At 73.8% G+C, this 26,392-nt stretch carries 22 protein-coding genes and 1 pseudogene; 9 read left to right on the forward strand and 14 right to left on the reverse strand.

Going from position 1 to position 26,392, the window contains the following annotated elements; genetic code table 11:
- Positions 1 to 49: 49 nt before the first annotated feature.
- The 3 genes from metH to MNY62_RS16500 all read left to right on the forward strand — a co-directional run bounded on the left by metH (position 50) and on the right by MNY62_RS16500 (position 6,022).
- Positions 50 to 3,502: a methionine synthase gene (gene metH / locus MNY62_RS16490; RefSeq protein ID WP_242345283.1), complete on the forward strand. Its 3,453-nt coding sequence runs from the start codon at positions 50 to 52 to the stop codon at positions 3,500 to 3,502.
- 621 nt (positions 3,503 to 4,123) lie between these two features.
- The gene (locus tag MNY62_RS16495) at positions 4,124 to 5,005 is read left to right on the forward strand and encodes a hypothetical protein (protein WP_242345284.1); all 882 of its coding nucleotides are present in this window, start codon (positions 4,124 to 4,126) and stop codon (positions 5,003 to 5,005) included.
- Positions 5,006 to 5,200: 195 nt separating this feature from the next.
- The gene (locus MNY62_RS16500; RefSeq protein ID WP_242345285.1) at positions 5,201 to 6,022 is read left to right on the forward strand and encodes a class I SAM-dependent methyltransferase; all 822 of its coding nucleotides are present in this window, start codon (positions 5,201 to 5,203) and stop codon (positions 6,020 to 6,022) included.
- Positions 6,023 to 6,090: 68 nt separating this feature from the next.
- Here the strand turns inward: MNY62_RS16500 and MNY62_RS16505 are convergent, their stop codons facing one another.
- On the reverse strand, positions 6,091 to 6,504 hold the full coding sequence (locus MNY62_RS16505) for a hypothetical protein (RefSeq protein ID WP_242345286.1): 414 nt from the start codon (positions 6,502 to 6,504) through the stop codon (positions 6,091 to 6,093).
- 175 nt (positions 6,505 to 6,679) lie between these two features.
- Between MNY62_RS16505 and MNY62_RS16510 the strand changes: the two genes are divergently transcribed.
- A complete protein-coding gene (locus tag MNY62_RS16510) occupies positions 6,680 to 7,069 on the forward strand; it encodes a hypothetical protein (RefSeq protein WP_242345287.1) in 390 nt (129 codons plus the stop codon).
- 31 nt (positions 7,070 to 7,100) lie between these two features.
- On the opposite strand, the gene MNY62_RS16515 is transcribed toward MNY62_RS16510, so the two are convergent.
- From MNY62_RS16515 to MNY62_RS16530, 4 genes are all read right to left on the reverse strand, one after another.
- The gene (locus MNY62_RS16515) at positions 7,101 to 8,585 is read right to left on the reverse strand and encodes a M16 family metallopeptidase (protein WP_242345288.1); all 1,485 of its coding nucleotides are present in this window, start codon (positions 8,583 to 8,585) and stop codon (positions 7,101 to 7,103) included.
- The gene (locus tag MNY62_RS16520; RefSeq protein WP_242345289.1) at positions 8,582 to 9,976 is read right to left on the reverse strand and encodes a M16 family metallopeptidase; all 1,395 of its coding nucleotides are present in this window, start codon (positions 9,974 to 9,976) and stop codon (positions 8,582 to 8,584) included. The genes MNY62_RS16515 and MNY62_RS16520 overlap by 4 nt, the downstream gene beginning before the upstream one ends.
- A gap of 118 nt (positions 9,977 to 10,094) precedes the next feature.
- Complete coding sequence (gene mgtE / locus MNY62_RS16525) at positions 10,095 to 11,414, reverse strand: magnesium transporter (protein ID WP_242345290.1); 1,320 nt, start codon at positions 11,412 to 11,414, stop codon at positions 10,095 to 10,097.
- Positions 11,415 to 11,524: 110 nt separating this feature from the next.
- On the reverse strand, positions 11,525 to 12,364 hold the full coding sequence (locus MNY62_RS16530; protein WP_242345291.1) for an LEA type 2 family protein: 840 nt from the start codon (positions 12,362 to 12,364) through the stop codon (positions 11,525 to 11,527).
- 256 nt (positions 12,365 to 12,620) lie between these two features.
- Here MNY62_RS16530 and dnaB point away from each other — a divergent pair, with 256 nt between their 5' ends.
- Entirely contained in the window at positions 12,621 to 14,045 is a 1,425-nt protein-coding gene (gene dnaB, locus MNY62_RS16535; RefSeq protein ID WP_242345292.1) for a replicative DNA helicase, read from the forward strand.
- A 34-nt stretch (positions 14,046 to 14,079) separates the two neighbouring features.
- Here dnaB and MNY62_RS16540 read toward each other — a convergent pair whose 3' ends face one another.
- From MNY62_RS16540 to thiE, 4 genes are read right to left on the reverse strand one after another with little or no spacing between them, the layout of a single operon-like run.
- Complete coding sequence (locus MNY62_RS16540) at positions 14,080 to 14,721, reverse strand: hypothetical protein (RefSeq protein WP_242345293.1); 642 nt, start codon at positions 14,719 to 14,721, stop codon at positions 14,080 to 14,082.
- Between the two features lie 22 nt (positions 14,722 to 14,743).
- Complete coding sequence (gene thiD / locus MNY62_RS16545; RefSeq protein WP_242345294.1) at positions 14,744 to 15,544, reverse strand: bifunctional hydroxymethylpyrimidine kinase/phosphomethylpyrimidine kinase; 801 nt, start codon at positions 15,542 to 15,544, stop codon at positions 14,744 to 14,746.
- The gene (locus MNY62_RS16550) at positions 15,541 to 16,254 is read right to left on the reverse strand and encodes a gamma-glutamyl-gamma-aminobutyrate hydrolase family protein (RefSeq protein ID WP_242345295.1); all 714 of its coding nucleotides are present in this window, start codon (positions 16,252 to 16,254) and stop codon (positions 15,541 to 15,543) included. The genes thiD and MNY62_RS16550 overlap by 4 nt, the downstream gene beginning before the upstream one ends.
- The gene (gene thiE / locus MNY62_RS16555) at positions 16,251 to 16,919 is read right to left on the reverse strand and encodes a thiamine phosphate synthase (RefSeq protein WP_242345296.1); all 669 of its coding nucleotides are present in this window, start codon (positions 16,917 to 16,919) and stop codon (positions 16,251 to 16,253) included. Before thiE ends, MNY62_RS16550 begins: the two co-directional genes overlap by 4 nt.
- Before the next feature lie 79 nt (positions 16,920 to 16,998).
- On the opposite strand from thiE, the gene MNY62_RS16560 reads away from it, so the two are divergent.
- Genes MNY62_RS16560 through MNY62_RS16570 form a run of 3 tightly spaced genes read left to right on the forward strand, consistent with a single transcriptional unit; the run spans position 16,999 to position 18,946 of the window.
- A complete protein-coding gene (locus MNY62_RS16560) occupies positions 16,999 to 17,232 on the forward strand; it encodes a hypothetical protein (protein WP_242345297.1) in 234 nt (77 codons plus the stop codon).
- 4 nt (positions 17,233 to 17,236) lie between these two features.
- Positions 17,237 to 18,619, forward strand: coding sequence for a trypsin-like peptidase domain-containing protein (locus MNY62_RS16565; protein WP_242345298.1), 1,383 nt, complete (start codon positions 17,237 to 17,239; stop codon positions 18,617 to 18,619).
- A gap of 51 nt (positions 18,620 to 18,670) precedes the next feature.
- Positions 18,671 to 18,946: a DUF1844 domain-containing protein gene (locus tag MNY62_RS16570; RefSeq protein ID WP_242345299.1), complete on the forward strand. Its 276-nt coding sequence runs from the start codon at positions 18,671 to 18,673 to the stop codon at positions 18,944 to 18,946.
- Positions 18,947 to 19,110: 164 nt separating this feature from the next.
- Here MNY62_RS16570 and MNY62_RS16575 read toward each other — a convergent pair whose 3' ends face one another.
- The 5 genes from MNY62_RS16575 to MNY62_RS16595 all read right to left on the reverse strand — a co-directional run bounded on the left by MNY62_RS16575 (position 19,111) and on the right by MNY62_RS16595 (position 24,272).
- Positions 19,111 to 19,383: a hypothetical protein gene (locus MNY62_RS16575; protein WP_242345300.1), complete on the reverse strand. Its 273-nt coding sequence runs from the start codon at positions 19,381 to 19,383 to the stop codon at positions 19,111 to 19,113.
- Between the two features lie 53 nt (positions 19,384 to 19,436).
- On the reverse strand, positions 19,437 to 20,108 hold the full coding sequence (gene bioD / locus MNY62_RS16580) for a dethiobiotin synthase (protein ID WP_242345305.1): 672 nt from the start codon (positions 20,106 to 20,108) through the stop codon (positions 19,437 to 19,439).
- Between the two features lie 2 nt (positions 20,109 to 20,110).
- Positions 20,111 to 21,505, reverse strand: coding sequence for an adenosylmethionine--8-amino-7-oxononanoate transaminase (gene bioA / locus MNY62_RS16585; RefSeq protein WP_242345301.1), 1,395 nt, complete (start codon positions 21,503 to 21,505; stop codon positions 20,111 to 20,113).
- Positions 21,506 to 21,589: 84 nt separating this feature from the next.
- A complete protein-coding gene (locus tag MNY62_RS16590) occupies positions 21,590 to 22,315 on the reverse strand; it encodes an SGNH/GDSL hydrolase family protein (protein WP_242345302.1) in 726 nt (241 codons plus the stop codon).
- A 10-nt stretch (positions 22,316 to 22,325) separates the two neighbouring features.
- Entirely contained in the window at positions 22,326 to 24,272 is a 1,947-nt protein-coding gene (locus MNY62_RS16595; RefSeq protein ID WP_242345303.1) for a YgiQ family radical SAM protein, read from the reverse strand.
- 131 nt (positions 24,273 to 24,403) lie between these two features.
- On the opposite strand from MNY62_RS16595, the pseudogene MNY62_RS16600 reads away from it, so the two are divergent.
- A pseudogene (locus tag MNY62_RS16600) lies at positions 24,404 to 26,392 on the forward strand (hypothetical protein); the annotation flags it as partial.

Genomic DNA, 26,392 nt, shown 5'->3' on the forward strand with positions numbered 1-26,392 from the left:
GAGGACGGCCCGCGCCGCTCGCGCGGGCCTGCCATTTTCGAGGAGCCCCGTGACCTTTCGCGAAGCCATCGACCGCCGCCCCCTCGTGTTCGACGGCGCGATGGGCACCCAGATCCAGCGCCACCAGCTCACCGCCGCCGAGTTCGGCGGCAAGGAGGGCGCGAACGATCTCCTCACGCTGACGCGGCCCGATCTCGTCGAGGACATCCACGCGCGCTACTTCGCGGCCGGCTGCGACGCCGTCGAGACCAACACGTTCGGCTCGTCGCGCCTCAAGCTCGACGAGTACGGCCTCGGGCACCGGACCTACGAGGTGAACTTCCGCGCCGCCATCCTCGCCCGCCGCGCCGCGGAGCGCTTCCAGACCCCCGAGCACCCCCGCTTCGTCGCCGGCTCCATCGGGCCGACCGGGATGCTGCCCTCCTCCTCCGACCCGGCGCTCGGGAACATCACCTCCGACGCGCTGGAGCGGATCTTCTTCGAGCAGGCGAAGGGGCTCATCGAGGGCGGCGTCGACGCGATCATCATCGAGACCCAGCAGGACATGCTGGAGCTGCGCGCCGCCGTGCTCGCCGCGGACGCCTGCCGCAGGGAGTGCCTGCGCGACGTCTTCATCATCGCCCAGCCGACGCTCATCGACGCGAACGGCCGGATGCTGCTCGGCACCGACGTCGGGAGCGCCCTCGCCACGCTCGAGCGGCTCCCGGTCGACGCCGTCGGCCTCAACTGCTCCACCGGCCCCGCCGAGATGCGCGCGGCGGTGCGCTACCTCGCGGAGCGGTCCTCCCACTACGTCTCGGTCCTCCCGAACGCGGGGATGCCCGAGAACGAGGACGGGCACGCGGTCTACAAGCTCTCGCCGGACGCCCTCGCCGACGCGCTCGCCGGGTTCATCGCCGAGTACGGCGTGGACATCGTGGGCGGCTGCTGCGGGACGACGCCCGAGCACCTGCGCAAGGTCGTCGAGCGGGTGCGCGCGCTCCACGCGCCACGGCGCGCCCGGACGCGTCCCGCCGCCGAGCTGTCGAGCGCCATGAAGGCGGTCCCGCTCGCGATGGAGCCCCGCCCGCTCATCGTGGGCGAGCGGCTCAACAGCCAGGGCTCGAAGAAGGTGAAGGAGCTGCTCCTCGCCGACGACTACCCCGGGCTCGTGCAGATCGCGCGCGGCCAGGTCGAGGCCGGCGCGCACGTGCTCGACGTGTGCGTGGCGCTCAACGAGCGCGACGACGAGGGCGCGCAGATGCGCACGCTCGCGAAGCTCCTCGCCCAGTCGGTGGACGCGCCGCTCATGATCGACTCGACCGAGGCGGACGTGGTCGAGGGCGCGCTCAAGGTGTACCCGGGCCGCTGCATCGTGAACTCGGTGAACCTCGAGAAGTCGGGCGAGCGCGTGAAGCGGGTCCTGCCGCTCGTGCGCCGCTACGGCGCGGCGGTGGTCGCCATGACCATCGACGAGAAGGGCATGGCCCAGACCGGCGAGCGCAAGGCGGAGGTGGCCCGCCGCACCGTGGCGATCGCGAAGGACTACGGCGTCCCGCCGGACAGCCTGGTGTTCGACGCGCTCACCTTCACGCTCGCGACCGGCGGCGAGGAGTACCGCCGGAGCGCGCTCGAGACGCTCGAGGGGATCCGCCGCATCAAGGCGGAGAACCCCGGCGTCCTCACCACCCTCGGCGTCTCGAACGTCTCGTTCGGCCTCGCGAAGAGCGCGCGCGAGGTGGTGAACTCGGTCTTCCTCTACCACGCGGTGCAGGCGGGCCTCGACCTCGCCATCGTGAACCCGAAGGACATCCGCCCCTACCCCTCCATCGTGGAGGAGGAGCGCGCCCTCGCCGAGGACCTCCTCTTCGACCGACGCCCCGACGCGCTCGCGCGGCTCATCGCCCACTTCGGCGCGAAGGGCGCGCCGGAGAAGGCGGCGGTGGACCCGCTCGCCGGGGCGGGCGGTAGGAGCGCGGAGGAGCGGATCCACCTGCAGATCCTCCACCGCCGCCCGGAGGGGATCGAGGCGCTCATCGACGACGCGCTCGCCAGCCGCTCGGCGGTGTCGGTGCTGAACGAGGTGCTCCTGCCGGCGATGAAGGACGTCGGCGACCGGTTCGGCGCGGGCGAGCTCATCCTGCCGTTCGTGCTGCAGTCGGCGGAGGTGATGAAGAAGGCGGTCGCCCACCTCGAGCAGTTCCTCGAGAAGAAGGCCGGCTCGACGAAGGGCACGGTCGTGCTCGCCACGGTCTACGGGGACGTGCACGACATCGGCAAGAACCTCGTGAAGACCATCCTCTCGAACAACGGCTTCACGGTGCACGACCTCGGCAAGCAGGTGCCGGTCGCGACCATCATCGAGAAGGCGGTCGCCACCAACGCCGACGCGATCGGCCTCTCCGCCCTGCTCGTCTCGACCTCCAAGCAGATGCCGTTCTGCGTCGAGGAGCTCGCCCGGCGGAACCTCGCCTTCCCCATCATCATCGGCGGCGCGGCCATCAACCGGCGCTTCGGCTACAAGGCCCACTTCACGCAGGGCGGGACGCCGTACGCGGGCGGGGTCTTCTACGCGAAGGACGCCTTCGAGGGGCTCGAGATCGTCGAGCAGCTCGTCGATCCGGCGAAGCGCGACGCGCTCAAGCACGGGGTGCTGCAGAAGGCCATCGCGAACCGCGACCTGCCGGCCTCCCCGGCGCCGCCGCCCGCGCCCAGGAAGCGCGCGTCGTCCGTCGCGGCCGCGCCGCGCATCCCGGCGCCGCCGTTCTGGGGACCGCGCGTGGTGCCCGCCGGGCAGATCGAGCTCGCCGACGTGTGGCCGATGCTGGACCTGCCGGAGCTCTTCAAGCTGCAGTGGGGCGTGAAGGCGAAGGGCGAGGAGTACGAGAAGCTCATCCGCGAGGAGTTCGGGCCGAAGCTCGAGGAGCTGAAGAGCGAGGCCCAGGCGCAGGGCTGGCTCGTGCCGAAGGTCGTCTACGGGTACTTCCCCTGCCACGCCGAGGGGAACGACCTCGTGGTGCTCGACCCAGCGCACCGCAAGGCCGAGGTCGCGCGCCTCAGGCTCCCGCGCCAGCCCGACGACCGGAACCTCTGCATGGCGGACTGGTTCCGCGAGGAGCGCGGCGCGGACGTGTGCGCCTTCCAGGTCGTCACGGTGGGTGACCAGGCCTCCAGGGTCGCGCACGAGGCGCAGGAGCGGGGCGACTACACGCGCGCGCTCTTCCTGCACGGCCTCGCCGTCGAGACCGCCGAGGCCATGGCGGAGTACTGGCACCGCCAGGTGCGGAAGGAGCTTGGGCTCCCCGACGGTCAGGGCAAGCGCTACTCGCCGGGCTATCCGTCCTGGCCGGACCTCGCCGACCAGCGGCAGCTGTGGAAGCTGCTCGAGCCCGACCGCACCATCGGCGTCTCGCTCACCGAGGCGAACCAGATGGTCCCGGAGGCGTCGACGTCGGCGATCGTGCTGCACCACCCGGACGCGATCTACTTCCTCGTGCGGGGGCTGGAGAGGGCGGCGGGGTAGAACGCGGCCCCGTCACATCTGTCCCGCAGACAGCCGGGCGGAGAAGCTTCGCGCGCCGCTGGCGACGCGATGAGGCCCTATCCAGCTGGAGTGGGATTGCGGGTCGGCTTCGTTCTGCGCAGGCGACGATGAAGCGGCCAGGCGGCGTGGGCGTGACCGAGGGTGTGTCTCGTGCTCTACTGACCGTGACGGACCGCGCTGAAGGGAATCGACGTTGGCCTGCCTGCGGGCCCGAGCACTCGCGCGACCGGACGGGAAGTGTCCGCGGTGCGTCGCAGGCGGTGCGCCTTGCGGCGATCGCAGCGCGCGCCCATGTGCGCCCAGCGCGGGCGCCTACCTCGGGAGGGGAACATGACGCAGTGGACCGTCTGCCGGGCGTGCGGCCTGCGCCACTCCCGAGGGCAGGACAAGTGCCCGCGGTGCAGGTCCCGCGCTGAGGGAGCCCCGGCCCGCGCGACCTCCGCCTCCCCGGCCACCGCGGCGTCGCGGACGGCTCCGACGAGCGAGCCAGCTTGCCGCGCGCGCCGATCATCACGTCTCTCGACCATCCTGGCGCTCGTCAGTACGGCGGTGCTCCTGGCAGCAGCGAACAGGGCCGGTCGATGCGGTGGCACGGAGGCCGTGCGTCACGTCCACTGGCGCGATCCCGCGCTCCTGAGGGCCGAGGAGGAGCTCGAGGCCCAGCTCCGGACGCTTCGGGCGTTGGAACGATCGCTGGAGCCACTGAGGGCCACGGCCGCCGAGGACGAGCGCGCCCTGAAGCAGCGTGCTGCCGCGCTCGCGCGCGCCGTCGGTGGCCTCGAGGACGTGGTCGTGGCCGCCGGGCTCGAGCTCGAGGAGCGGCTCCCCGCGCGGAAGAACGGACGGTGGACCACCACCTCGGTCCGCGTGCGAACTGGCCCCAAGCCGGCCGAGCTGCTGGACCTCGTGGGGCGGATCTCGCTCCCGGAGGGAGCCTGGCTGGAGGCGGCGAGATGCACAGGCGCTGGCTGCAGCTTGGTTCTCTCGGCTGCCACGAGGGAGGAGCCGCAGCGATCACCGACTGCCGCTCGGCCACGCCAGCTGCCCCCGAAGCCGTGGTGGCCCCCCAGCGCCAAGGTCTGGGACCGGGTCCGTCAGGCCAGCGAGGAGTGCACGCGCCTCACGACGGCGGTCAACGAGCTGAACGTGCTCAGGGAGACGCAGCAGGCAGGCACGCTGGTGGAGCTTGTCATCGGGGCGACGCGCAACGAGGAGCATCGCACCGTGATCGCCCGTGCCGTCGGCGCCGCCCTGGCCGCGGGGATGACCGAGGTAGAGGTGATGCGGCGCCCCGAGGGGTTGCACGTCTCCGTGCCCCAGCGGTCCGCCGCGCTCAGGTCCCGGCTAGACGACCTCGGCCGCATCTCGGAGGAGCGCTCCACCAAGTCCGCCACGACGTACGTCCTGACGTTGGGACGCGGCCAGGTGCGGTCGGTCGGCTGGTCCACCGACCTGCCCGCCGGCTACTCATCGGGTTTCTGACCGCTGCAGCCTCGAGAGCGATGCGGCAGGTCCTACCCCTCTTCGTTCCTCAGGCAGTCTCAGCTGGCTCGGCACCCGGCGGCGCTACCTCGCGGCCGCCGCGGCACGACCCCCGACCGGGAGTGGCACACCCCGCCCGCCTCCGAAACCACGCTGCTCCGGGGCGGCCCTGAGCGTCGGCGCCCGGAGCGGAAGATGCCTGACGAGCGGTCGGTGCACGACGTGTGGGCGGTTGGAGCGGCGTACGAGGCGTACGTCGGCCGCTGGAGCCGGCTCGTCGCGCGCGAGTTCGTCGGCTGGCTCGGCGTACCGCCTCACCGGCGCTGGCTCGACGTCGGGTGCGGCGCTGGCGCGCTCGTCGACGCGATCGCCGGAGGCGCCGAGCCGAGCGCGGTGCTGGGAATCGATCGCTCGAGCAGGTTCGCCGCGCACGCACGCGCAGCCGTGACGGACGCGAGGGCGGCGTTCGGAGTCGGGGACGCCCGGGCGCTGCCCGTCGCATCCGCTCGGTTCGACGCCGTCGTCTCCGGGCTGGTCCTGAACTTCGTGCCGGAGGCGGCGCGCATGGTCGCGGAGATGGCGCGCGCCGGACGGCCGGGGAGCACGATCGCGCTGTACGTGTGGGACTACGCCGCCGGGATGGAGCTCGTGCGCCGGTTCTGGGACGCAGCGAAGGAGCGGCATCCCGGGGCGGCTCCTCTCGACGAGGGCGAGCGCTTTCCGATCTGCGCGCCCGCGCCGCTCCGGGCGCTGCTCGATGCGGCGGGCCTCTCGGGGATCGCCTCGCGCGCCGTCGACGTCCCCATGCACTTCCGCGACTTCGACGACCTGTGGTCCCCGTTCCTCGGCGGGCAGGGCCCGGCGCCGGCGTACGTCATGTCGCTTCCGGAGGACCACCGCGCCGCGCTGCGCGAGGGGTTCCGCCGGATGCTGCCGGTCGAGGCGGACGGATCCATCCGGCTCACCGCACGCGCATGGGCCGTGCGTGGGTCCAAGCCGGGCAGGAGCGCGCGTTGATTCGCGACTCTCGTCTCGCGGCCGGCCCCGCCGAGCACGAGCCGGCCTGATCGCCGACGCCTCTGGGCTCAGCGCCCCGACCTCTTCGCGCCTCGCAGCCGGAAGGCCTCCGCGAAGGTGCGCAGCGCCGACCTGCGGATCCGGCTCATCGCGTTCGCGCTCATGAGATCGATCACCGCCACGCGGCGCTCGGCGTACGCGCGGGCGAGCCGGCCGACGACGTCGGCGGTGGCCGGATCGGCTGGCGCGTAGCGGTAGCTCCGCTCGCTCCGCCCCGTGGCCGAGAGGAGCCCCCGCCCGGCGAGCTCGTCGAGCGAGCGCTCCGCCGACGCGAGCGGGAGCCGGAGGGCCTCCGCGACGCGCGCCGCCGTGAAGGGCCCCGCCGCCTCGCGCCGCAGGAGCAGCAGGACCTCGAGCTGCTCGTAGGAGTCCACGCAGGCGAGCATGAACGCCTGGATGTCGGCCGCGATCTCGTCGGACAAAGCGGCGCGCAGACTATGCACCCGACCATATGACGTCAAACGTTCCCGGAGGCAGCCGCGGGTCTTCGCGCGGGCGGACACCCTCGCGGGATCGCTCGTCACGCGCGGGGCCCGACCTCGGGGGGGCGGCCGCTGCGAGGCTCCCTCGGCCACGTGCTAGAAGACCGCACCCCCGATGTCCTGGGAGGCCATGATGGACGTCAGCCGCCGCGCCCGTTTCATCGAGCACAAGGGGAAGCGCCTCTACCTCATCGACGCCGAGGGGCTCGGCGCGGACGGCGTCGTCGCCCTCGCCGCGCAGGTCGCGCGAGACGTGCGCTCCCAGCCGCTCGGCTCGGTCCTCACCATCACGAACGCGAAGAACGTCGTGGCGGACATGAAGCTCATCGAGGCGCTGCGCGCGCTCACCGACGGGAACCGGCCTCACGTGAAGGCGGCGGCCGTGACCGGGCTCTCCGGCATGCACCGCATGGTGTTCAACACGCTCAAGATCCTCGCCCGGCGCGACTTCCACGTCTTCGACACCGTGGACGAGGCGAAGGAGTTCCTCTCGAAGCTCGAGTAGGAGCGCCTCGTCCGCGCCGGCGCGCGGTCGCTCAGGGCCGCTTGCCGGGCGGCCGCTGCTTCGCCGGCGCGGGGGCCTTCGGCGGAGCCGGGGGGACGGGCGGCGTGGCCTCCGGCGGAGGCGCGGCCGGCGGCGGCGCCGGGACGATCTCCCCGAATGGCCGCACCTGCTCCGTCACCTGGGCCGGATCTCCCACCACCACCGCCGTCATCCGAGCGGGGTCGAGCCAGGTCTGCGCCATGCGCCTCACGTCCTCGGGCGTGACGGCGCGGACGTTCCTCACGTAGTCCTCGAGCCACCTCTCGCCGAGGCCGTGCAGGTCCACGAAGCGCAGGCGCGCGACGAGCCCGTCGCGATCGGAGGTCTGCAGGACGAAGGTGCCGGCGAGGAACGCCTGCACCGCGCGCAGCTCCTCCTCGCGCGGCGCCTCGGCGCGGAGCCGCTCCACCTCGCCGAGGACCTCCCCGAGCGCCGCCCCCGTGACCGCCGTGGTGACGTCGGCGACCTCCGCCCAGTAGCCGGTCCCGGCGCGCACCGAGACGACGCTCGTGGGCGAGTAGGTGTAGCCCTTCGCCTCGCGGATGTTGGCGGTGATGCGCGAGGAGAAGTAGCCGCCGAGGAGCGTGTTCGTGACGGCGAGCTTCAGGTAGTCCGGGTGGACCGGATCGAGGACCGGCAGCCCGAGGTAGAGCGAGGACTGGACCGCGCCCGCCCGCGCGACGAGCTGGACGGCGCGGCGCGCCGCCGGTGCGGGCGGTGCGACCACGCGCGGCGTGCCGGGCGGGAGCGAGGCGAGCGCCGCGCGGATGCGGGCCTCGGTCGCGGCGCGGTCGAAGCGCCCGGCGACGTAGAGGTGCGCCCGCCGTGCCCCGTAGCTCGCGGCCTGGAAGGCCCGGGCCTCGTCGACGGTGTAGCCGCGGACGATCTCCGGGGTGGGGAGGAGCTTGCCGTAGGGGTGGTCCGGGTAGAGGGTCGCGAGGAACCGCTCCTGGGCGAGCACCTGCGGCTGGCTCCGCGCGATGGTGATCGAGCGGAGCGTGTCCTGCCGCACGCGCTCCACCTCGCGCGGCGGGAAGGCCGGGTTCATGGCCACGTCGGCGACGAGCGCCACGAGCTCCGGGGCGAACTCCGAGAGCACCGTGCCGCCGACGATCGTCTCGTCGGGCGTCACGTTCGTCTCGATCGCGCCGCCCCAGCGCGCGGCGGCGCCGGCGATCTCGGCGGCGCTGCGCGTCTTCGTGCCCTCCGTGAGGAGCGCGGCGAGGAAGCTCGAGAGCCCGGTCTTGTCCGCCGGGTCGTCGCCCGTGCCGGCGCGGAACACGAGCGCCACGGTGGCCTTGGGGAGCTCACCCATCTCCACCAGCGTGACGGCGAGCCCGTTGGGGAGGGTGAAGTCGTGGGTCCGCGGCAGGCGGAAGTCCGCCGGCGGGCGCGGCGGCGGCGGCGTCTCCCTGGCAGCGGGCGCGGCGGGGGCCTGGGCGACGGCCAGCGCGAGGGCGGCGGCGAGGAAGGTCATGGCGCTCTCCCCTGGTCCTTCGTCTTCACGAGGAACACGGTCCGGTTCGTCGGGCGGAGCCACTCGCGCGCCGTCTCGAGCACGAGCGCCGGGGTGACCGCCTCCAGCTCTCCCTCGATCCGGTTCACGCGCGCGGGATCGTCGTCGAAGAGCGCCTGCGCGGCGAGGAGGTCCACGAGGCCGAAGCCCGCGAACTGCTCCATCTCGGCGTAGAGCGCGGAGCGCGCCTTCACCTTGGCGCGCGCGAGCGTCTCCGCGTCCACGGGCTTCTCGACGTACGGCGCGAGCGCCTCGTCGACGGCGCGCAGGAGCTCCTCCGCCCCCTTGTCCGCGTCGTGGAAGAGGTAGGCGATCTCCAGCATGGGACCCTGGTAGTTCCAGGGGTTCCCGAGCAGGTTCAGCCCGCCGGACACGTCGCCGGTGAGCCCCTTCTCCTGCACGAGCTTCTGGTAGAGCGCGGAGTCGCGCCCCTGGAGGATCATCTGGTCGAGGAGCACGAACGCCGCGTGCTCGGGCGTACCCCGCGGCGGCGCGTGCCAGGCGAGCGCGAGCGCGGGCCGCTCGGCGAGCGAATCCAGCTTCTCGACGCGCTTCTCCCGCTCCTGGCGCGGCTCGGTGAGGTCCGGCCGCGCGGGCTGCGCGGAGGGACGGATGTCGCCGAAGTAGCGCTTCACCCAGCCGAGCGCCTCCTTCGGGTCGAAGTCGCCCGCGAGCGCCACGACCGCGTCGTTCGGCGCGTAGTAGGTCTCGAAGAACTTCTGGACGTCCGGGAGCGTCGCCGCCTGGATGTCGGCGAGGTCGCCGTAGAAGTTGTGGGCGTTGTACCAGTTCTCGTTCGCGACCTGCGGCAGGTCGAGCCAGGGGAACCCGCCGTACGGGCGGTTGAGGACGTTCACCTTCACCTCGTTCGAGACCACGCCCTTCTGGTTGTCGAGGTTCTCCTGCGTGACGGCGAGGCCGCGCATCCGGTCGGCCTCCGCCCAGAGGATCGTCTCGAGCACGTTCGAGGGGACGACCTCGTAGTAGTTCGTGAAGTCGAAGCGGGTGGACCCGTTGACCGTCCCGCCGTTCGACTGCACGAGCTTGATGAACTGCATCTTCCCGAGGTTCCGCGAGCCCTGGAACATCATGTGCTCGAAGAGGTGGGCGAAGCCGGTGCGGTCCTTCGGCTCAACGCGGAAGCCGATGCCGTAGTACACGCCGACCGCGACCTTGGGCACGCTCCGGTCCGGCGAGAGCACGACGCGCAGCCCGTTGTCGAGCTTGTGGTACTCGACGGGCACGGCGAGGCGCGCGCCGGGCGGGTGGGCGGCGGGCGCGCGCGCGGCGCCGCGCGACGACGCGCAGCCGAGCGCGGCCGCGAGCGCGAGGACCAGCAGGACGGGCTTCATCGGCACTCCCTTCGCGGAGGCGCTCGCCTCCGGAGCCCCGAGCCATACCGGAGGTGACGTCGAGCGTGAACGGCCCGCTCGGGCCCCAGCGGGGGCCGATCCCGCCGCAGGCGGTCGGCTACAGCCCGAGGATGAGCCGCGCGGCGGTGAAGTAGATGACGATCCCGCAGACGTCGACGAGGGTCGCGATGAACGGCGCCGAGGCGCTCGCCGGGTCGAAGCCCAGCCGGCGGATGAGCATGGGCAGCATCGATCCCATGAGCGTGCCCCAGGTCACGACGAGCACGAGCGAGCTCGCCACCGTGAGCGCGATGGAGGGGGTGCGCGGGCCGTACGTCCCGAACAGCCCCTGCCAGGCGAAGATGCGCAGGGAGCCGATGATCGCGAGGATGAGACCGAGGGCGAGCCCGGAGAGGACCTCCCGCCGGGCGACGCGCAGAGCATCCCGCACCGCCACCTCGCCGAGCGCCATCGCGCGGATGACGAGCGTCGAGGCCTGCGAGCCGGAGTTGCCGCCCGACGAGATGATGAGCGGGACGAAGAGCGCGAGGACGACCGCGCGCCCGATCTCGTCCTCGAAGCCGGCCATCGCGGTCGCGGTGAACATCTCGCCGATGAAGAGCGCGGCGAGCCAGCCCGCGCGCTTCTTCACCATGGCGAGGAAGCCCGTGTCGAGGTAGGGCGCGTCGAGGGCCTCCATGCCGCCGATCTTCTGGATGTCCTCGGTCGCCTCCTGCTGCACGACGTCGACGACGTCGTCGACCGTGACGATGCCCTGCATGCGGCCCTGCCCGTCCACGACCGGGATGGCGTTCACGTCCTCGTGCGCCATGATGCGCGCGACCGCCTCCTGGTCGAGCGTGTCCGGAACGCTCACCACCTCGCGCTTCATGAGGTCGGCGATGCGGCGGTCCGGCGGCGCGGTGAGGAGGTCGCGGAAGGACACGACGCCGACGAGCTTCTGGTCCGGGTCGAGCACGTACGCGTAGTAGATGGTCTCCGCCTGCTCGCGGGCCTGGCGCCGCAGGTAGCGGATCGCCTCGTCCACCGTCATCTCCGGGCGCAGCCGCGCGAAGCGCGGGCTCATGAGGCCGCCGGCGGCGTCCTCGGCGTAGGCGAGGAGCGCGGTCACCTCGCGGCGCGCCACCGGGTCGAGCAGCTCGATGAGGCGGGGCCGCTCCTCCTCGGGCGTGTCCTGGATGACGTCGGCCGCGTCGTCGGGAGCGAGGAGCCGGATCCACAGCCGCCGCTCGGGGGGCGGCAGGGCGAGGAGCAGCGCCGCCTCGTCGGCGGGGGGCAGCTCGAGGAAGAAGTCGTCCGCCTCGGCGCGGACGAGCCGGTGGAACCCCTCGATCCGCTCCTCCCAGGAGAGGGCCGGCCAGGCGTCCCGGAGCTCCTCCGCCGTGAGCGGCACGTCGACCAGCTGTTCCGCGTCCATGCCGCTCCCTTCGCGACGCGGAGGCTAGTCTCGGGGTGGCAGTGCGTAAAGCGAAACGCTCCTCGTGGAGCGCGTCGCCGGCGCGGCCGCCTCGCGGGGCGGTCCGGTCGTCAGCGCCGGACCGGGACGGTCGCGTCGAGGTCGAGCGGGAGCGGGATGCCCGCCACCTCGGCGGTCCCGGCGATGCCGAGCCGGACCGGCGCGCCGCGGGCGAGCTCGGTGGCGGCGCGAGCGGCGCGCAGGACGTCGAGGCGCACCGGGATCGCGATCGTCTGCGCGCCGCCGCCCGCCACCCGCGCGAGCGCGGAGTCCCGCGCGCGCGCCACCTCGGAGCCCGCGAGCGACAGGGCGTAGTCGAGCCGCCCGGGCGGGAGGGGAAAGGCGTTCGGGTTCTTCACGCGGACCTTCACGTCGAGGGCCATCTCGGTGAGGGACGCCGTGCGGAGCGACACGCCCTCGAGCGAGAAGCTCGGCAGGCCCGGCAGCGCGAGGCGGTCGGAGTGCGAGACCGGCAGATCCACGACGCCAATGGGCGTGCGGACGCCCACCTTGCCGGAGAGCCGGTAGGCGATCGCGTCGCGCCGGCTCGTGAGCAGGCCGACGATGCCCGGCACGTCCTGGAACCGGACGCGGACCGGGATGGTGAGCGGGGCGACGCCGTTCGCCGGGATGGCGAGCCCCCCCGGCATGTCGCCCGTCGCGATGCGGGTCCCCTCCACCTCGACCCCCCAGGCGACGCGGGCGACGTCGAGCCCGAAGCCGTTCGGGTTCTCGAGGTCGAACTTCACGCCGAGGGTGGCGCCCTCGAGATCGAGGGCCTCGACGGTCGCCGTCCGGAAGGTGAGCTTCGGATCCTTGAACGCGACGCGGGCGAGATCCGTGAGGCCCGCGCAGCCGGAGGCCGCGAGGGCGACGACGGCGAGAAGGGCGAGGGCGGCTGTCTTCTTCATGGTGGGAAGTTCTAGCAGCGGGGGGAGTCGCGCCGCGAGGTGGGAGGCGGTCGCCCTCCGGCGTGGCACGGGCGCCCGATCCGCCGGCGGTAGCCCGCGCGCAAGGGACGGACGGTCCGGGCGAGGGCGGCATTCACGGCCCATCCACACGCCGTCCACAGCCGCTCCACAGCGATCTCCCCCACGATTTCCGACGTTTTCCACCGGCCATCCACGGTGATCCCGTCGGACGTCGCTGGTAGGCTGCGCCGGTTCCATGGCCGAGCTCGATCCCGCCCGACGCGCCTCCGAGGCGCTCGTCGCCCCGCTGCGCAGCGCCCGCGACCTGCCCCACAGCCTCGACGCCGAGCAGGCGGTCCTGGGCGCGATCCTGGTCGAGGAGACCGCGTTCGACCAGGTCGCCGCGCTCATCAAGTCGGGCGACTTCTACCTGCTCCAGCACCAGCACGTGTACGCGGTGTGCGAGGAGCTCGCGCGCGAGTCGAAGACCCTCGACCCCATCCTCGTCCAGCAGCGGCTCGACGCGAAGGGGCTCCTCGGCAGCGCGGTTCCGCGCGAGCTGCCGCTCTCGCTCGCCCGCGCCATCGGCACGACCGCCAACGTGCAGCACTACGCGCGCGCCGTGCAGGAGCTCGCCCGGCTGCGCCAGATGATGCTCACCGCCCAGCGGGTGGTGGAGCGCGGCTACGAGGCGGGCCCGAACGTCCAGCAGTTCCTCGACTCCGCCCAGCAGGACGTCTTCGGCGCGGCGGCGGGCACCGGCACCGACACGCTGAAGAAGATCGCCGAGCCGGTGATGCGGGCGATCGAGAACCTCGAGGCGGTCCAGAAGCGCGTCCAGGCCGGCCTCTCGCCCATCACCGGCGTCCCGACCGGCATCCAGTCGCTCGACAAGAACACCCTCGGCTTCCAGCCGGGCACGCTCATCGTCCTTGCCGCGCGCCCGTCGGTCGGCAAGACCGCCTTCGCGCTCAACATCGCCACCCACGCGGCGATCAAGGCGGCGAAGAAGGTGGCGTTCTTCTCGCTCGAGATGCCCTCCGACCAGCTCGCGCTCCGCATGCTCGCCTCCGAGGCGCGGCTCGACTGGCGGCGGCTCTCGGCGGGTCAGCTCTCCGCCTACGACTGGCAGAAGATCGCCACCCACGCCGACAAGATCGGCGCCGCCTCGATCTGGCTCGACGACAACTTCGTCCTCACCCCGGTCGAGCTCCGCTCGAAGTGCCGCAAGCTGAAGCGCGAGAACGGCGGCCTCGACCTCGTGATGATCGACTACCTCCAGCTCATGCACGCCCCTTCGGACCGGGCGACCCAGTCGCGCGAGCAGGAGATCGCCACCATCAGCCGCTCGCTCAAGTCGCTCGCGAAGGAGCTCGAGTGCCCGATCGTGGCGCTCTCGCAGCTGAACCGGAGCGTGGAGAAGCGCAAGGGCGAGCCGCCGATGCTCTCCGACCTGCGCGAGTCGGGCGCGATCGAGCAGGACGCCGACATCGTCATGTTCCTGCACCGGAACGACGAGGACAACAAGGACGTCCAGGCCGGCACGGCGAGCGGCGACACGCTCGAGGTGCAGCTCGTGGTGGCGAAGCAGCGCCAGGGCCCCACCGGCACGATCCCGCTCGTCTTCTTCAAGACGACGACCTACTTCGCCGAGATGGAGAAGCGGCGCGACGGGCCGTGAGGCCGTCCGCCCCGCCCGAGGCCGGGGCTCTCTCTCAGCGCCGGCCGGTGCGGAGCGCCCCGCCGACGCCGATGAAGACGCCGGGCAGCATCGCCCTCCAGGCGTCCCGGAGCGGCACCCGGCCCGCGGCGTCGGCGCCGGAGAACGAGTCCGCGAGCAGCGGCAGGCCGAGGTGGACCTCGGCGGCCACGCCCGCGGCCGTCGTGTAGCGGTAACCGACGAGCGGACCGGCGCCGCACATGAGGTGCGGGCCGATGCGCCGGAAGTCGAGGACGCCGCCGATGAACAGCCCGCGCTCGAAGTCCCCCAGCGCGTACCAGCGGCCCTGACCGCTGAACCCGAGCGCCCACTCCTCCGGGTAGCCCTTCACCGCCACGCTGCCGCCGCCGATCACCACCGCGGACGAGAGGCGGCGGCCCTCCGGCCGTCGCTCGATGCCCGCCTCGAGCCGCCAGCCGCGATCGCCGTCGAAGGGGTTCCCGGCGAGGCCGGCGACGTTGAACAGGAGAACGAGGTTGCGCTCGGGCGGCGGCCGCGTCGAGGGGACGGGGCGCTCCCCCCGCTCGATGAAGGGCACCTGCTCGCCGCGCGCGGGGAGCGGCGCCGTGGCGGCGAGCGCGACGGCCAGCACCGCCGCGGTGACGGCGCGGGAGCTCCGCGAGCGGTTCCACCTCATGCGCACCCCCTCGCGCCGCATTCTAGCGCGCCGCGCGGTCGAGGTAGCGCTCCACGGCGCGCTTACCTGCGCGCACCGCCTCCTCGAGCGACGCGCCGCGCGCGAGGAGCGCCGCGATGGTCGAGGCGAGCCTGCAGCCGGTGCCGCGCGCGGTCCCGCCGCGCCGGCGGCCGGCGATCCGCGTCACTCCGCCGCGCGTCACGAGCAGATCGAGCGGCGCGCCCGCCCGGTGCCCGCCCTTCACGAGCACCGCGCGCGCGGGGAGCGCGCGGGCGGCGCGCACCGCCGCGTCGTCCGTCGAGACGTCGAGGCCGGTGAGCGCCGCGAGCTCGGGCAGGTTCGGCGTGACCAGCCGGGCTCGGGCGAGGAGCGGCGCGAGCGCCTCGCCCGGCTGCTGGCCCTCGGCGTCGAAGAGCGACGCGCCGGAGGAGGCGGCGAGGACCGGGTCGACGACGAGCGGGACCTTCTCGAGCGGGCGCTCGCCGAGCCGGATGGCGAGCGTACGGGCGAGCGTCGCGCCGGCGAGCATGCCGGTCTTCACCGCCCGCGGCCGCTCGGCGCCGAGCACGAGCGCGTCGATCTGGGCGAGCAGGATCCCGGGGCTCGCAGGCTCGAAGCCGCGCGCGCCGCCCGGTCCCTGGGCGGTCAGCGCGGTCGCGACCGCCCAGCCCTCCGCGCCGACCGCCCGGATCGCCTCGACATCGGCGAGGAGCCCGCCGCCGCCGGAAGGATCGAGGCCGGCGACGACGAGGACGCGCGGCGGGGAGCCTCGCGCGGGCCGGGGCGCCCGCGCCGCCCTGGCCGCGGCGGCGCGCGCCCTCACCGGCGGCGGTCCTGCGCCGCGGCGACGAGCCCGCGGTACAGCGCCGCGTGGCGCGGCTCGTGGCGAAGTGCGGCCTCCGGGTGCCACTGGACGCCGAGCGCGAACGGCAGGTCCGGCAGCTCGATCGCCTCGGCGATCCCGTCCGGCGCGCGGGCGGACACGAGCACGCCGGCGCCCGGCTCGCGGATCGCCTGGTGGTGCGTCGAGTTCACGGAGAGCGCGCCTGGGCCGACGAGGGCGGCGAGGTGCGTGCCCGGCTGGACCGCCACCTCGTGGGAGGGGACGTCCTTCGGCGCGGGCTGCTCGTGGCCCTGGATGCCCGCCTCGAGCGGCAGGTCCTGGTAGAGCGTGCCACCGCGGACCACGTTCAGGAGCTGCATGCCGCCGCACACGCCCAGCACCGGGAGGCGCGCGGCGAGCGCAGCCTCGAGGAGGTCCTTCTCGAACGCGGTCCGCTCGGGCTTCGTCGCGCCGCACCCGTCGCGGCGCGCGTCGCCGTAGAGCTCCGGCGGCACGTCGAAGAATCCGCCCGTCACGACGAGCCCGTCGAGGAGCGCGAGGTAGGCGGCGGCGGCGTCCTTCGCGTGGGGGAGCAGGATGGGGAGCCCACCCGCGGCGAGCACCGCCTCGATGTAGGCGCGGCCGAGGAAGTAGCGCCCTTCCCCCTCGTCCGCGTCGAGCGTGAGGCCGATGCGCGGGCGTGCCCTCATGGCGTCGTCCCCTGGAGCAGTCGGCCTCGCTCGAAGCCCTCGGCGAGCCGGGCGGCGTTCTCGCGCGGCTCGCCCGCACCGAAGATCGCCTCGATGACGGCGGCGCAGGCCGCGCCCGCGCGGGCCACCTCGCCGATGTTCGCGAGGCCGATCCCGCCGATGGCGACCACCGGCGCGCCGAGGGCCGAGGCGACCTCGCGGAGCATGGCGGGCCCCCGCGGCGGAACGGCGAGGTCCTTGGAGCGCGACGCGAAGATCGGCCCGAAGCCGACGTGGTCGGCGCCCTCGGCGATCGCGGCCCGCGCCTCCTCGAGCGTGCGGGTGGTGCGGCCCACGAGGAGCTCCGGGCCGACGAGCCGGCGCGCCTCGGCCGGGGGAAGATCGTCGTCGCCGAGGTGGACGCCGTCCGCGCCGGCGAGGAGCGCGAGGTCGGCCCGGTCGTTCACGATGACGAGGGCGCGCCCCCGCGCGAGGGCCACGATCTCCCGCGCCGCGGCGAGCACCGCGCCCGCGGGAGCGTCCTTGATGCGGACCTGCACGACGCGCGCGCCGCCCGCGATCGCGGCTCGCGCCTCTCGCACCGCGTCTCCGCCCCCCACGATGGCGTAGAGCCCCGCGAGCCGCGCGCGCCGCGCGGCGCCCGCCGAGGCATCGGAAGTGGGCATGAGCACAGCGCTAACACGCGCTTGACGGCCCCGCAAGGCGCCGCATATTTTGCCCGCCTCCCGCGTTCCAGGTGGACCCATGGCCGATCAGCCCGAGAACAAGCTCGTCGACAAGCGTGTCGCGAGTCGCTACGTCCGCAAGGGCGTCCTCGACGAGAAGGAATACGAGAAGCACCTGAAGACCCTCCCGGACCTCGCGGATCAGGCGATGCCCATCGAGGCATCGATGGACTCCGACGACTACGACGATCTCGATGACGTCGACGACGAGCCCGAGTCGCCCGCCCCCGGCGGCGAGACGCCTCCCGCCTAGAGTCGTGCGCGCGCACCGCGCGATCCTCGCCTCACTCGCGCTCGGGGCGGCCCTCGCCGCCCCGGGCGCCTCCGCCGCCCGACCGAACGCCCTCCCCCGCCCCGACGAGCGGCCGTCGCCGAACCGGCGCACGCCCGTCGTCCTCGCGGTGGAGAAGGTGCGCGGCGCGGTGGTGAACGTCTCCGCCGAGGAGCTCGTCCGCATCCGCGTGCCGTCGCGGGGGAGCTCCGTGGCGGAGCTCCTCTTCGGCGACTTCTTCGAGCACCCGCGCTACCGCAAGGGCTACGCGGTCTCCTCGCTCGGCTCGGGCGTCATCGTCTCGCCCGACGGCTACGTCCTCACGAACAATCACGTCGTCGAGCGCGGCGCCCGCTTCCGGGTGGGCCTGCTCGACGGGCGCGAGATCATCGCCAAGGTGGTCGGGACCGATCCGTCGAGCGACCTCGCCGTGCTGAAGCTCGAGACGAAGGAGAAGCTCCCCTTCGCCACCACCGGCCGCTCCGACGACCTCCTCATCGGCGAGACCCTCATCGCCATCGGCAACCCCTTCGGCCTCTCGCACACCGTCACCACCGGCGTCGTCTCCGCCGTGCACCGCAACTTCAAGGCGGGCGAGCGGACGCTCTTCGACTTCATCCAGACCGACGCGTCGATCAACCCGGGGAACTCCGGCGGCGCGCTCCTCGACATCGAGGGGCGCCTCGTCGGCATCAACACCGCCATCCTGGGCGACCGGAACGCCGGCATCGGCTTCGCCATCCCCATCGACCGCGCCCGGCGCATCGCCGAGGACCTCATCGAGCACGGCGAGGTGCGCGAGGGCTACCTCGGGGTGGCGGTCGACGACCTGCCCGCGAAGGAGGGCGCGGCGGCGGGCGCGACGGGCGGCGTGGTCGTCACCGCGGTGGATCCCGGCTCGCCGGGCGCGAAGGCGGGCGTCCGGAAGGGCGACGTCGTCGAGACGGTGCAGGGGTTCGCCCCGCAGAGCGCCGAGGAGTTCCGCTTCCGGGTGCGCGACCTCCCCATCGGCAGCGCGGCGAAGCTCGAGCTCGCCCGGCGCGGCCAGCGGCTCGCGCTGTCGGTGCCTTCGGTGGAGCTCTCGGCGCAGGCCGCGGCCGAGCTCGCCGCGCGCGCGACGGGCCTCACGCTCGGAGAGGAGCGCGTGCAGGGCGGGTCGGTGCTGGTCGTGAAGAGCGTCGCCGCCGGCTCGGCCGCCGCGCAGGGGGGCATCCGGCCGGGCGACCTCGTGCGCGAGGTGAACTCGACCGAGGTCTCGACCCTCTCCGCGTTCCGCCGCGCCGCCGCGCGCGCGCGCCGGAGCGGTCAGCTCGTGCTCCTCGTCCAGCGCGGCTACGCGGCGGAGCGGATCGCGTTCGACTTCCAGTAGACTCGGGGGCGCCTGGGCCGCGACCGGGTTCGCGCCCTTCGGGAGGTCGCCATGGACGAGAAGAAGGCCGGCGGGATCGACTTCTACACCTTCGTGCTCTCGCTCGCCTCGAGCGCGTTCATCCACCTCGGCGACGCCCCGCACCCCGACACGGGCGTCCCTGGGAAGCCCGACCTCCCGCTCGCGCACCAGACCATCGACATCCTCGTCATGCTCCGCGAGAAGACGAAGGGCAACCTCACGCCGGAGGAGGAGCAGTTCATGGAGCACCTCCTCACCGATCTGCGCCTACGCTACGTGACGAAGCAGGGCGGCAAGGCGGGGTGAGCTTCCGATCGCTCCGGATACCCGCCTCGGCCGCCCCGGAGTAGTTCCCCGAGGGGAAGCGGCGGATCAACCGGGGCTCGGCCAGGCGCGACGGTCACGGCTCTCCCCTCGACAGGCTGCGCGCGACGGTGAACCACTCGAGGTGAGCCTCGCCGCGGCCGCGGCTACACCCCCGCCTGCAGCATCGCCTCGGCGAGCAGCCGGATGAGCTCGCGGCGGACCACGCGGCGGGTGCGGGAGAGGGCGTTCGGGTCGCGTCGCGCGTGGGGTCCGGCCTTGCGGCGCGCCGCCTGGACCACCCAGGCGATGCGGCGCGCGTCGAGCTTCGGCGCGCGCGACGAGGCGAGGAGGAAGAAGCCGAGGCCGCGCTCCTCGAGGACCTGCTGGAGGACGCGGCGGGCGCGGGAGACGAGCGTGAGGTCGACGACGTTCGGCACGCGGCGATCTCTAGGATCGATCGCGGGCTCGATCCAATTTTCGCGCGCCGCGCCTAAAACTGGATCTTGCCCGCGAGCCTGGATCGCAGAAACCGCTGGCGCTCAGCGATATCGCGCGTGTGCGGCAAGCTCGCGAGCGGTTCACGCCCCGTCACCCGCGCGATCTCCGCCGCGTTGTAAGGGATGGACGGATCGTCCGTGTCGCACGCGCTGTTGAGGACGATCCCCGCGAGGGCCAGCCCGCGCGCGCGGAGCGCCTCGACCGTCAGCGCTGTGTGATTCACGGTGCCGAGCCCCGCCCGCGCGACCAGGAGGACCGGCAGCCCCAGCGCGACGGCGAGGTCGGCGTAGGTGTGCGTGTCGGTGAGCGGCACGATGAGCCCGCCCGCGCCCTCGACCAGCACCGCCTCGTGGCGCGCGGCGAGCGCGCGCACCCGCTCGACGAGCGCCCCGAAAGAGACCGAACGGCCTTCCAGCCGGGCGGCGACCGCCGGCGCGAGCGGCGCGGCGAAGGAGTATGGGCACAGGACGTCGAGCGGCTCGACGCCGTCGCAGGCGGCGTGCAGCCGGTCCGCGTCGGTCGGCTCGCCGGGCGCGACGCCGGACTGGGCCGGCTTCATCGCGACGGCGTCGACGCCCGCGGCGCGCGCGTTCGCGACGAGCGCGCAGGTGACCTCGGTCTTGCCTATTCCGGTGTCGGTCCCGGTGACGAAGAGCCCGCGCAGGGTCATGCTCCTAGCCGCGCCGTGACCTTCTCGATGCTCGCGAGCGCGATCGCGGCGAGCTCCTCGAGCTGCCCTTCGGTCATGGCGAGGGGCGGCATGAGCACGACCACGTTGCCGAGCGGCCGCAGGATGGCGCCCAGCCTGCGCGCCTCCAGGGTCACCTCGTGGCCGGAGCGGAGCGCGTAGGCGTACTCCTCCTTCGTGGCGCGATCGCGCACGAGCTCGATGCCCACCATGAGCCCGCGCTGGCGGACCTCGCCCACGTGCGCCATCCGCTGCGCCGGCTCGAGCGCGCGCGAGAGGGCGGCGATCTTCGCGGGCAGCCCCTCGATGACGCCCCCCTCGCGCAAGAGCTGCATCGAGGCTTTCGCGGCGGCGCAGGCGAGCGGGTTCCCGGCGTAGGTGTGGCCGTGGAAGAAGGTCTTCTTCTCCTCGTACGGCGCGAGGAACGACTCGAACACCCGCTCGGTGGTGACGGTCGCCGCGAGCGGCAGGTAGCCGCCGGTGATCCCCTTCGCCATGGTGAGGATGTCCGGGGCGACGCCCTCCTGCTCGACGGCGAAGGTCGTGCCGGTCCGGCCGAAGCCAGTCGCCACCTCGTCGCAGACGAGGAGCGCCCCGTGCCGGTCGCAGATCTCCCGCATCCGCCGCACGTAGCCGGGCGGCTGGGCGATCATCCCGTCCGCGCCCTGCATCAGCGGCTCCAGGACGAGCGCGGCGATCTTCCCCGGCCGCGCGACGAACACCTCCTCGACCGCGTCGGCGCAGGCCATCCGGCAGGACGACGGCTCCTTCGCGAGCGGGCAGCGGTAGCAGTACGGCTGCGGCGCGTGGTGCACGTCGAAGAGGAGCGGCTTGAAGATGCGGTGGAAGAGGTCGATGCCGCCCACGGACACCGAGCCGATCGTGTCCCCGTGGTAGCCGCCGCGGAGCGCGACGAACTCGGTGCGCGCGGCGTCGCCGCGGAGCTGGTGGTGCTGGAAGGCCATCTTGAGCGCGATCTCCACCGCGGTCGCGCCGGCGTCGGAGAAGAACACGCGCGTGAGGCCGCGCGGCAGGTGGCGCACGAGCTCCTCGGCGCACTCGATCGAGGCGGTCGAGGCGAGCCCGAGCAGCGTCGAGTGGGCCACGCGGTCGAGCTGGGCGCGGATGGCGTCGTCGATCGCCTTCACCCGGTGGCCGTGCACGTTGCACCAGAGCGAGGAGACGCCGTCGAGGTACCGGTTCCCGAGCGTGTCGACGAGGTGCACGCCGTCCGCCGCGTCGACGACGAGCGGCTCCTCGGCGAGCCAGTCCTGCATCTGCGTGAACGGGTGCCAGAGGTGGCGGTGATCGGCCTCGCAGAGACGGCGGTGGCGCGCGGCGCGCGCGGCGGGAGAGCCCGGCGGGTGGTCCATGGGGGCGCGAGGCTATCCCGCGCCCGCGGGCGAAGGGAAGGTGTCGGGCCGCCCCGCGGCGGGCGCGGCGCCGCCTCGAGCGGCCTACCGCTCGCCCGCCGCGGCAGCCGTCCGACGCGCCTGCACGCGCGGGTGCACCACCGCCCGTTCGACGTCCGGCCACATCGCCTCGGCCCAGACCTCGTACCCGGCGGACGACGGGTGGAAGCCGTCCTTGCCGAAGAGCTCGCCCTGACGGTCGCGGAGCTGCCCGCGGCTCTTGCCGTACACGTCCGCGAGCACGAAGCCGTGCCGCTCGGCGACGCGCGCGATGGTCGCGTTGTACGCCTCGATGCGCCGCCCGAGCGAGGGCGGCGCGCCGTAGCCGGCGGGCGAGAAGGTGAGGTCGGGGAGCGTCTGCAGCACCACCGTCGCCTTCGTGCGCCGCACGAGGTCCGCGACGACCTCGAGGTCGCGCGCGAACTCGGACAGCTTTCGCCCCTGCATGAGGTCGTTGATGCCGGTGCCGATGGTGATGAGCGCCGGGCGCGCCGCCAGCACCTTCGGGAGCTGGTCGCGCCGGAGCTCGGCGGTGGTCGCTCCGCTCACCCCGAGGACCGTGAGCTTCACCGGGACGCCGCTCGCCTCGAGGCGGCGCGCGAGCCGCTGCGGGTAGCCCCCGCCCGTCGCGGCGCCCACGCCGACGGCGGTCGAGTCTCCCAGGGCGAGGTAGACGAGGGCCGCTTCGCGCGCGGGCGCGGCCTGCGCGGAGGCGGTGCCCGCGCCGAGGACGATGACGACGAGCGCGAGGCGACGAAGGTGCGAGCTCACGGCGACAAAGCTAGGCACCGCCGCGGCGGCGGGGCCCGTCACCGGAGCCCTGACCGGGGCCGCGCCTCTTCGGGGCCCCGCGCGCCGGCCGCATCCCCGGCCCGAGCCGCTCGCCGGGCCTGAGCCGCCCGAGCTTGCGGAGCGCCTTCTCGATGAGCGGACGGTTCGCCGGGTCGCCCCACCGGAGCAGCGCCTTCTGCATCCGCTTCTCCTCCATGTCGCGCGTGACGTGCACCGGCTCGCCGGTCATCGGGTGGTAGCCCGAGAAGTACATGTCCGAGGCGAGGGTCATGGGCGTCGGCATGAAGTCCTGCACCTGCTGCGGCTTCCAGCGGTTGTCCTGCAGGTACTCCATGAGCTCCGCCGCCTGCTCGAGCGAGGCGCCCGGGTGCGAGGAGATGAAGTACGGGACGAGGTACTGCTCCTTGCCCGCCTCCCGCGAGTAGCGCTCGAAGTCCTTGCGCAGCTTCTCGAACGACGAGACGCCCGGCTTCTTCATGAGCTTCAAGACCGGCTCGCAGACGTGCTCGGGGGCCACCTTGAGCTGACCGGAGACGTGGTGCTGCACGAGGGTCTTGAGGTAGCGGGCGCCGTTCTTCGTGTCCGCCTGGGCGAGGTCGTAGCGCACCCCCGAGCCGACGAAGAGGTGCTTCACGCCCTTCACCTTGCGGGCCTTCTCGTAGAGGTCGACGAGCGGGCCGTGGTCCACCGCGAAGAACTTGCAGACGGTGGGGTAGACGCAGGAGGCGCGCCGGCAGACCGCGTGCGCCCCCGCGTCCGTGCAGCGCATCCCCCACATGTTGGCGGTCGCGCCGCCCACGTCGGTGATGGTGCCCCTGAAGTTCTCCTTCGAGGCGAGCGTCGCGAGCTCGCGCAGCACGCTCGCCTCCGAGCGGCTCGCGATGTCGCGCCCCTGGTGCTCCGTGATGCAGCAGAACGCGCACCCCGCCGCGCAGCCGCGCAGGATCTGGATCGACCAGCGGATCTGCTCGAGCGCGGGGATGTGGGCCCCGCGGTAGGACGGGTGCGCCTCGCGCACGTAGGGCAGCTCGGCGATGCGATCGAGCTCCTCGGTCGAGGGCGCCGCCATCGGCTCGTTCACCACCACGTAGCGGGCCCGCTCCCCGCGGCCGTGGCGCTGCACGAGCACGCGGGCGTTCTCGCCGTTGTGCTCGAGGTGGTAGAGGCGGCTGAACTCGGCGAAGCGCCTCTTGTCGAGCGCGATCTCCTCGTAGGCGGGGAGCTCGAGCGTCTTCCGCGCCCGCCCTTCCAGCATGGCGAGCGCGAGGTCCGGCACCGCGAGCGCGGTGCCCGGCACGTCCACGAGCCCGCAGATGTCCTCGCCCGAGGCGAGCCGGCGCGCGATCTCCAGCACAGGCTTCTCGCCCTGCCCGTACACGAGCAGGTCCGCGCCGGAGGGGACGAGCACCGAGGGCAGCACGCGGTCGTCCCAGTAGTCGTACTGGGCGATGCGCCGGAGCGAGGCCTCGATGCCGCCGAGGACGATGGGCGTCGTGGGGCCGAACGCCTCCCGGCAGAGACGCGCGTAGACCGTGGCCGCGCGATCGGGCCGCTTCCCCGCCGTGGCGTGCGGGGTGTAGGCGTCGTCGGAGCGGCGCCGCTTGTGCGCCGTGTAGTGGTTCACCATCGAGTCCATCGCGCCCGAGGTGATCCCGACGAAGAGGCGCGGCCGGCCCATGCGCGAGACGTCGGCGGTGCTCCGCCAGTCCGGCTGCGCGACGATCCCCACCTTGTAGCCCTGGGCCTCGAGCACGCGACCGATGACCGCCGCGCCGAAGCTCGGGTGGTCGACGTACGCGTCGCCGGTCACCAGCAGGACGTCGAGCGCGCTCCAGCCGCGGGCGCGGACCTCGTCCGGGGTGGTGGGCAGGAACGCGTCGGGGCCGGCCGCGGGCGGCTTCGCGCGGCCGTTCTGGAGCACCGGCAGGGGACTCATGAGCGCGCCATACATGGCCGCCGGAGTTGGGGAAATCAAGGAGGCCTCGCCTTTTGTGGGCTCCGGCCGGCGAGGTATCATCCGCCGTCTCGCTCGGCCCCTCCCGGCCGGCTTCTCCCCCGGAAGACCCGATGCCCGATCCGCGCAGCGTGATGCAGGAGTTCCGGACCCTCGACGCCAAGCGGCTCGCGAAGGGGCTCTCGCCAGAAGAGGAGCGCCGCCACGCCGAGCTTCGCGACCTCGTCGGCGGCGAGGCCGGCGCGGGCGCGCCGCGCGGCGGGTTCGACGTGAACGCGGCCGCGGAGCGGCTGCGCGAGTCGCTCCTGCCTGCCGGGCTGCGAAACCGCCCGCCCCCGCGTCCCGAGCTCTCCCCGGAGCCGGAGCCCGAGCCGTTCTTCCCCGCGCCCGAGGCGCCGGCCGAGGTCGCCTTCGACGCCGCGCTGCCGGACGCCCCCGAGGTGCAGCAACCGCTCGACGACGGCGCAGCCGCGGCGGACCTGTTCGATCCCGCCCTCCTCGGCTGGGAAGGGGAGCCCGCCGCGGCGCCCCCGCACGATCCCGCCGCCCTCGGCGGCGCCTGGGACCCGAACGCCGCGTGGGATCCGAACGCCGCGCAGGCGTGGGATCCCAACGCCCTTCCCCAGGATCCGGGCGGATGGGACCCGAACGCCGTTCCGCTCGACGCCGCCGGGCAGCCCTGGGATCCGAGCACGGCCGGCTGGGATCCTGCCGCAGGCGCGCTCGGGGCGGGCGGCGCCGCGGGCTGGGATCCGAGCGCGCACGCAGACCTTGCCGTGGCCGGCCAGTGGGACCCGAACGCGTATCCCACCGGCACCGCGCCGCTCGACCTCTCCGCCGAGCCGGACGGCACGTTCGATCCCGCCGCGCTCGCGGGCGAGGAGACCGCCCAGGCGGCGCCCCTCGAGGCGGGGCTCGAGCCGGCGTGGGACCCCACGCTCGCGCCGGACGCCCCCGAGCCGACGCTCGCGCTCGACCTCGGCGCGGCGACGCCCGAGCTCGGCGCGGCGGAGGCCGAGCTGCCCGCGCTCGAGCTCGAGCCGCTCGACGACGCGGCCTTCGAGCTCGCGCCGGCGCCGGACGACGCGCTCGCCGGATTCGATCCGACCGCGCTCGACGCCGCCGCGACGCCCGAGCCGACCCAGATCCTCGGCCTCGCCGCCGAGCCGGAGCCCACGCTCACGATGCCGCTCACCGGCGACGCCGGTGAGCTCCCGCCGGCGGGCTGGGAGCCGACGCCCGCAGCCGAGCACGCGCCGGAGGGTGCCGCGTTCGGCGCCTACGACGAGCTCGCGAGCGGCGCCGCTCCCGCGTTCGGGGACGGCACCGACGACCTCGCGGCGGAGATCGACGCCGGCCTCGACGCGAGCCTCGATCCGTCCGCGCCGGCGCCGGTGTTCGCGCCCGCGGCGGGCGAGCTCGGCGGCGAGTACGACGACGCGGCGGCCTTCGACGTGGCCGCCGCCCTCGCCTCGCCGGGGGACGGCGGCTTCGAGACCGGCCAGCCGCTCTCGCTCTCGACCGACGGCACGGGCGAATGGCATGGCGACAGCGCGCTCGAGGAGGGCTTCGCGCTCGCCTCGGGCGGCTCGTTCGACGCGCATGACCCGACCGCCGGGTGGGCGACCGCGGAGGCGCCCGCTCCGTGGGAGGCCGCGCCCGCGGAGGGCGCCGGCCCGCCGGCCCCCGCGGCCGCCGGCACCACCGCGGGCGCGGGTGGCCTCGAGCCCGAGGCCGACCCCGTGACGGAGAGTCATCGCCTCTCCGCGGCGCCCGCGGACGACGACCTCGCCCTGCCGGAGATCGTGGAGGAGCTGCCGACCGTGGACGGGGCGGAGATCCTCGAGGAGATTCCCGCCGACGAGGCGGACACGCCGCCGCCGTCGCTCGACTTCGGCGCGCTCCCGCCCGTCGCCGCCCCGCTCGTCACCGCGTCCGCGCCGCTGCCGGTCGCGGCGCCCGCGCGCGGCGCTGGGCCCGTCCCCAGAGCGTCCTCTCCCACCGCCTCACCTGCCCTCGTCCCCGCCCCGAGCGCGGCCAAGCCCGCCTCGCCGGCCGTGGCGCCGCCCGCGCCCGCCCCTCGGCGCGGCGCCGCCCCGGCC

This window comes from Anaeromyxobacter terrae, from assembly GCF_022690685.1.
Taxonomy (GTDB): Bacteria; Myxococcota; Myxococcia; order Myxococcales; family Anaeromyxobacteraceae; genus Anaeromyxobacter; species Anaeromyxobacter terrae.

Excerpts from the sequence above, each read along its gene's own strand:
- MNY62_RS16500 (WP_242345285.1), top strand. The coding sequence starts at position 5,201 with ATGCCTGACGAGCGGTCGGTGCACGACGTGTGGGCGGTTGGAGCGGCG.
- MNY62_RS16510 (WP_242345287.1), top strand. The coding sequence starts at position 6,680 with ATGTCCTGGGAGGCCATGATGGACGTCAGCCGCCGCGCCCGTTTCATC.
- MNY62_RS16515 (WP_242345288.1), bottom strand. The coding sequence starts at position 8,585 with ATGACCTTCCTCGCCGCCGCCCTCGCGCTGGCCGTCGCCCAGGCCCCC.
- MNY62_RS16520 (WP_242345289.1), bottom strand. The coding sequence starts at position 9,976 with ATGAAGCCCGTCCTGCTGGTCCTCGCGCTCGCGGCCGCGCTCGGCTGC.
- mgtE (WP_242345290.1), bottom strand. The coding sequence starts at position 11,414 with ATGGACGCGGAACAGCTGGTCGACGTGCCGCTCACGGCGGAGGAGCTC.
- MNY62_RS16530 (WP_242345291.1), bottom strand. The coding sequence starts at position 12,364 with ATGAAGAAGACAGCCGCCCTCGCCCTTCTCGCCGTCGTCGCCCTCGCG.
- dnaB (WP_242345292.1), top strand. The coding sequence starts at position 12,621 with ATGGCCGAGCTCGATCCCGCCCGACGCGCCTCCGAGGCGCTCGTCGCC.
- MNY62_RS16540 (WP_242345293.1), bottom strand. The coding sequence starts at position 14,721 with ATGAGGTGGAACCGCTCGCGGAGCTCCCGCGCCGTCACCGCGGCGGTG.
- MNY62_RS16550 (WP_242345295.1), bottom strand. The coding sequence starts at position 16,254 with ATGAGGGCACGCCCGCGCATCGGCCTCACGCTCGACGCGGACGAGGGG.
- thiE (WP_242345296.1), bottom strand. The coding sequence starts at position 16,919 with ATGCCCACTTCCGATGCCTCGGCGGGCGCCGCGCGGCGCGCGCGGCTC.
- MNY62_RS16560 (WP_242345297.1), top strand. The coding sequence starts at position 16,999 with ATGGCCGATCAGCCCGAGAACAAGCTCGTCGACAAGCGTGTCGCGAGT.
- MNY62_RS16570 (WP_242345299.1), top strand. The coding sequence starts at position 18,671 with ATGGACGAGAAGAAGGCCGGCGGGATCGACTTCTACACCTTCGTGCTC.
- bioA (WP_242345301.1), bottom strand. The coding sequence starts at position 21,505 with ATGGACCACCCGCCGGGCTCTCCCGCCGCGCGCGCCGCGCGCCACCGC.
- MNY62_RS16595 (WP_242345303.1), bottom strand. The coding sequence starts at position 24,272 with ATGAGTCCCCTGCCGGTGCTCCAGAACGGCCGCGCGAAGCCGCCCGCG.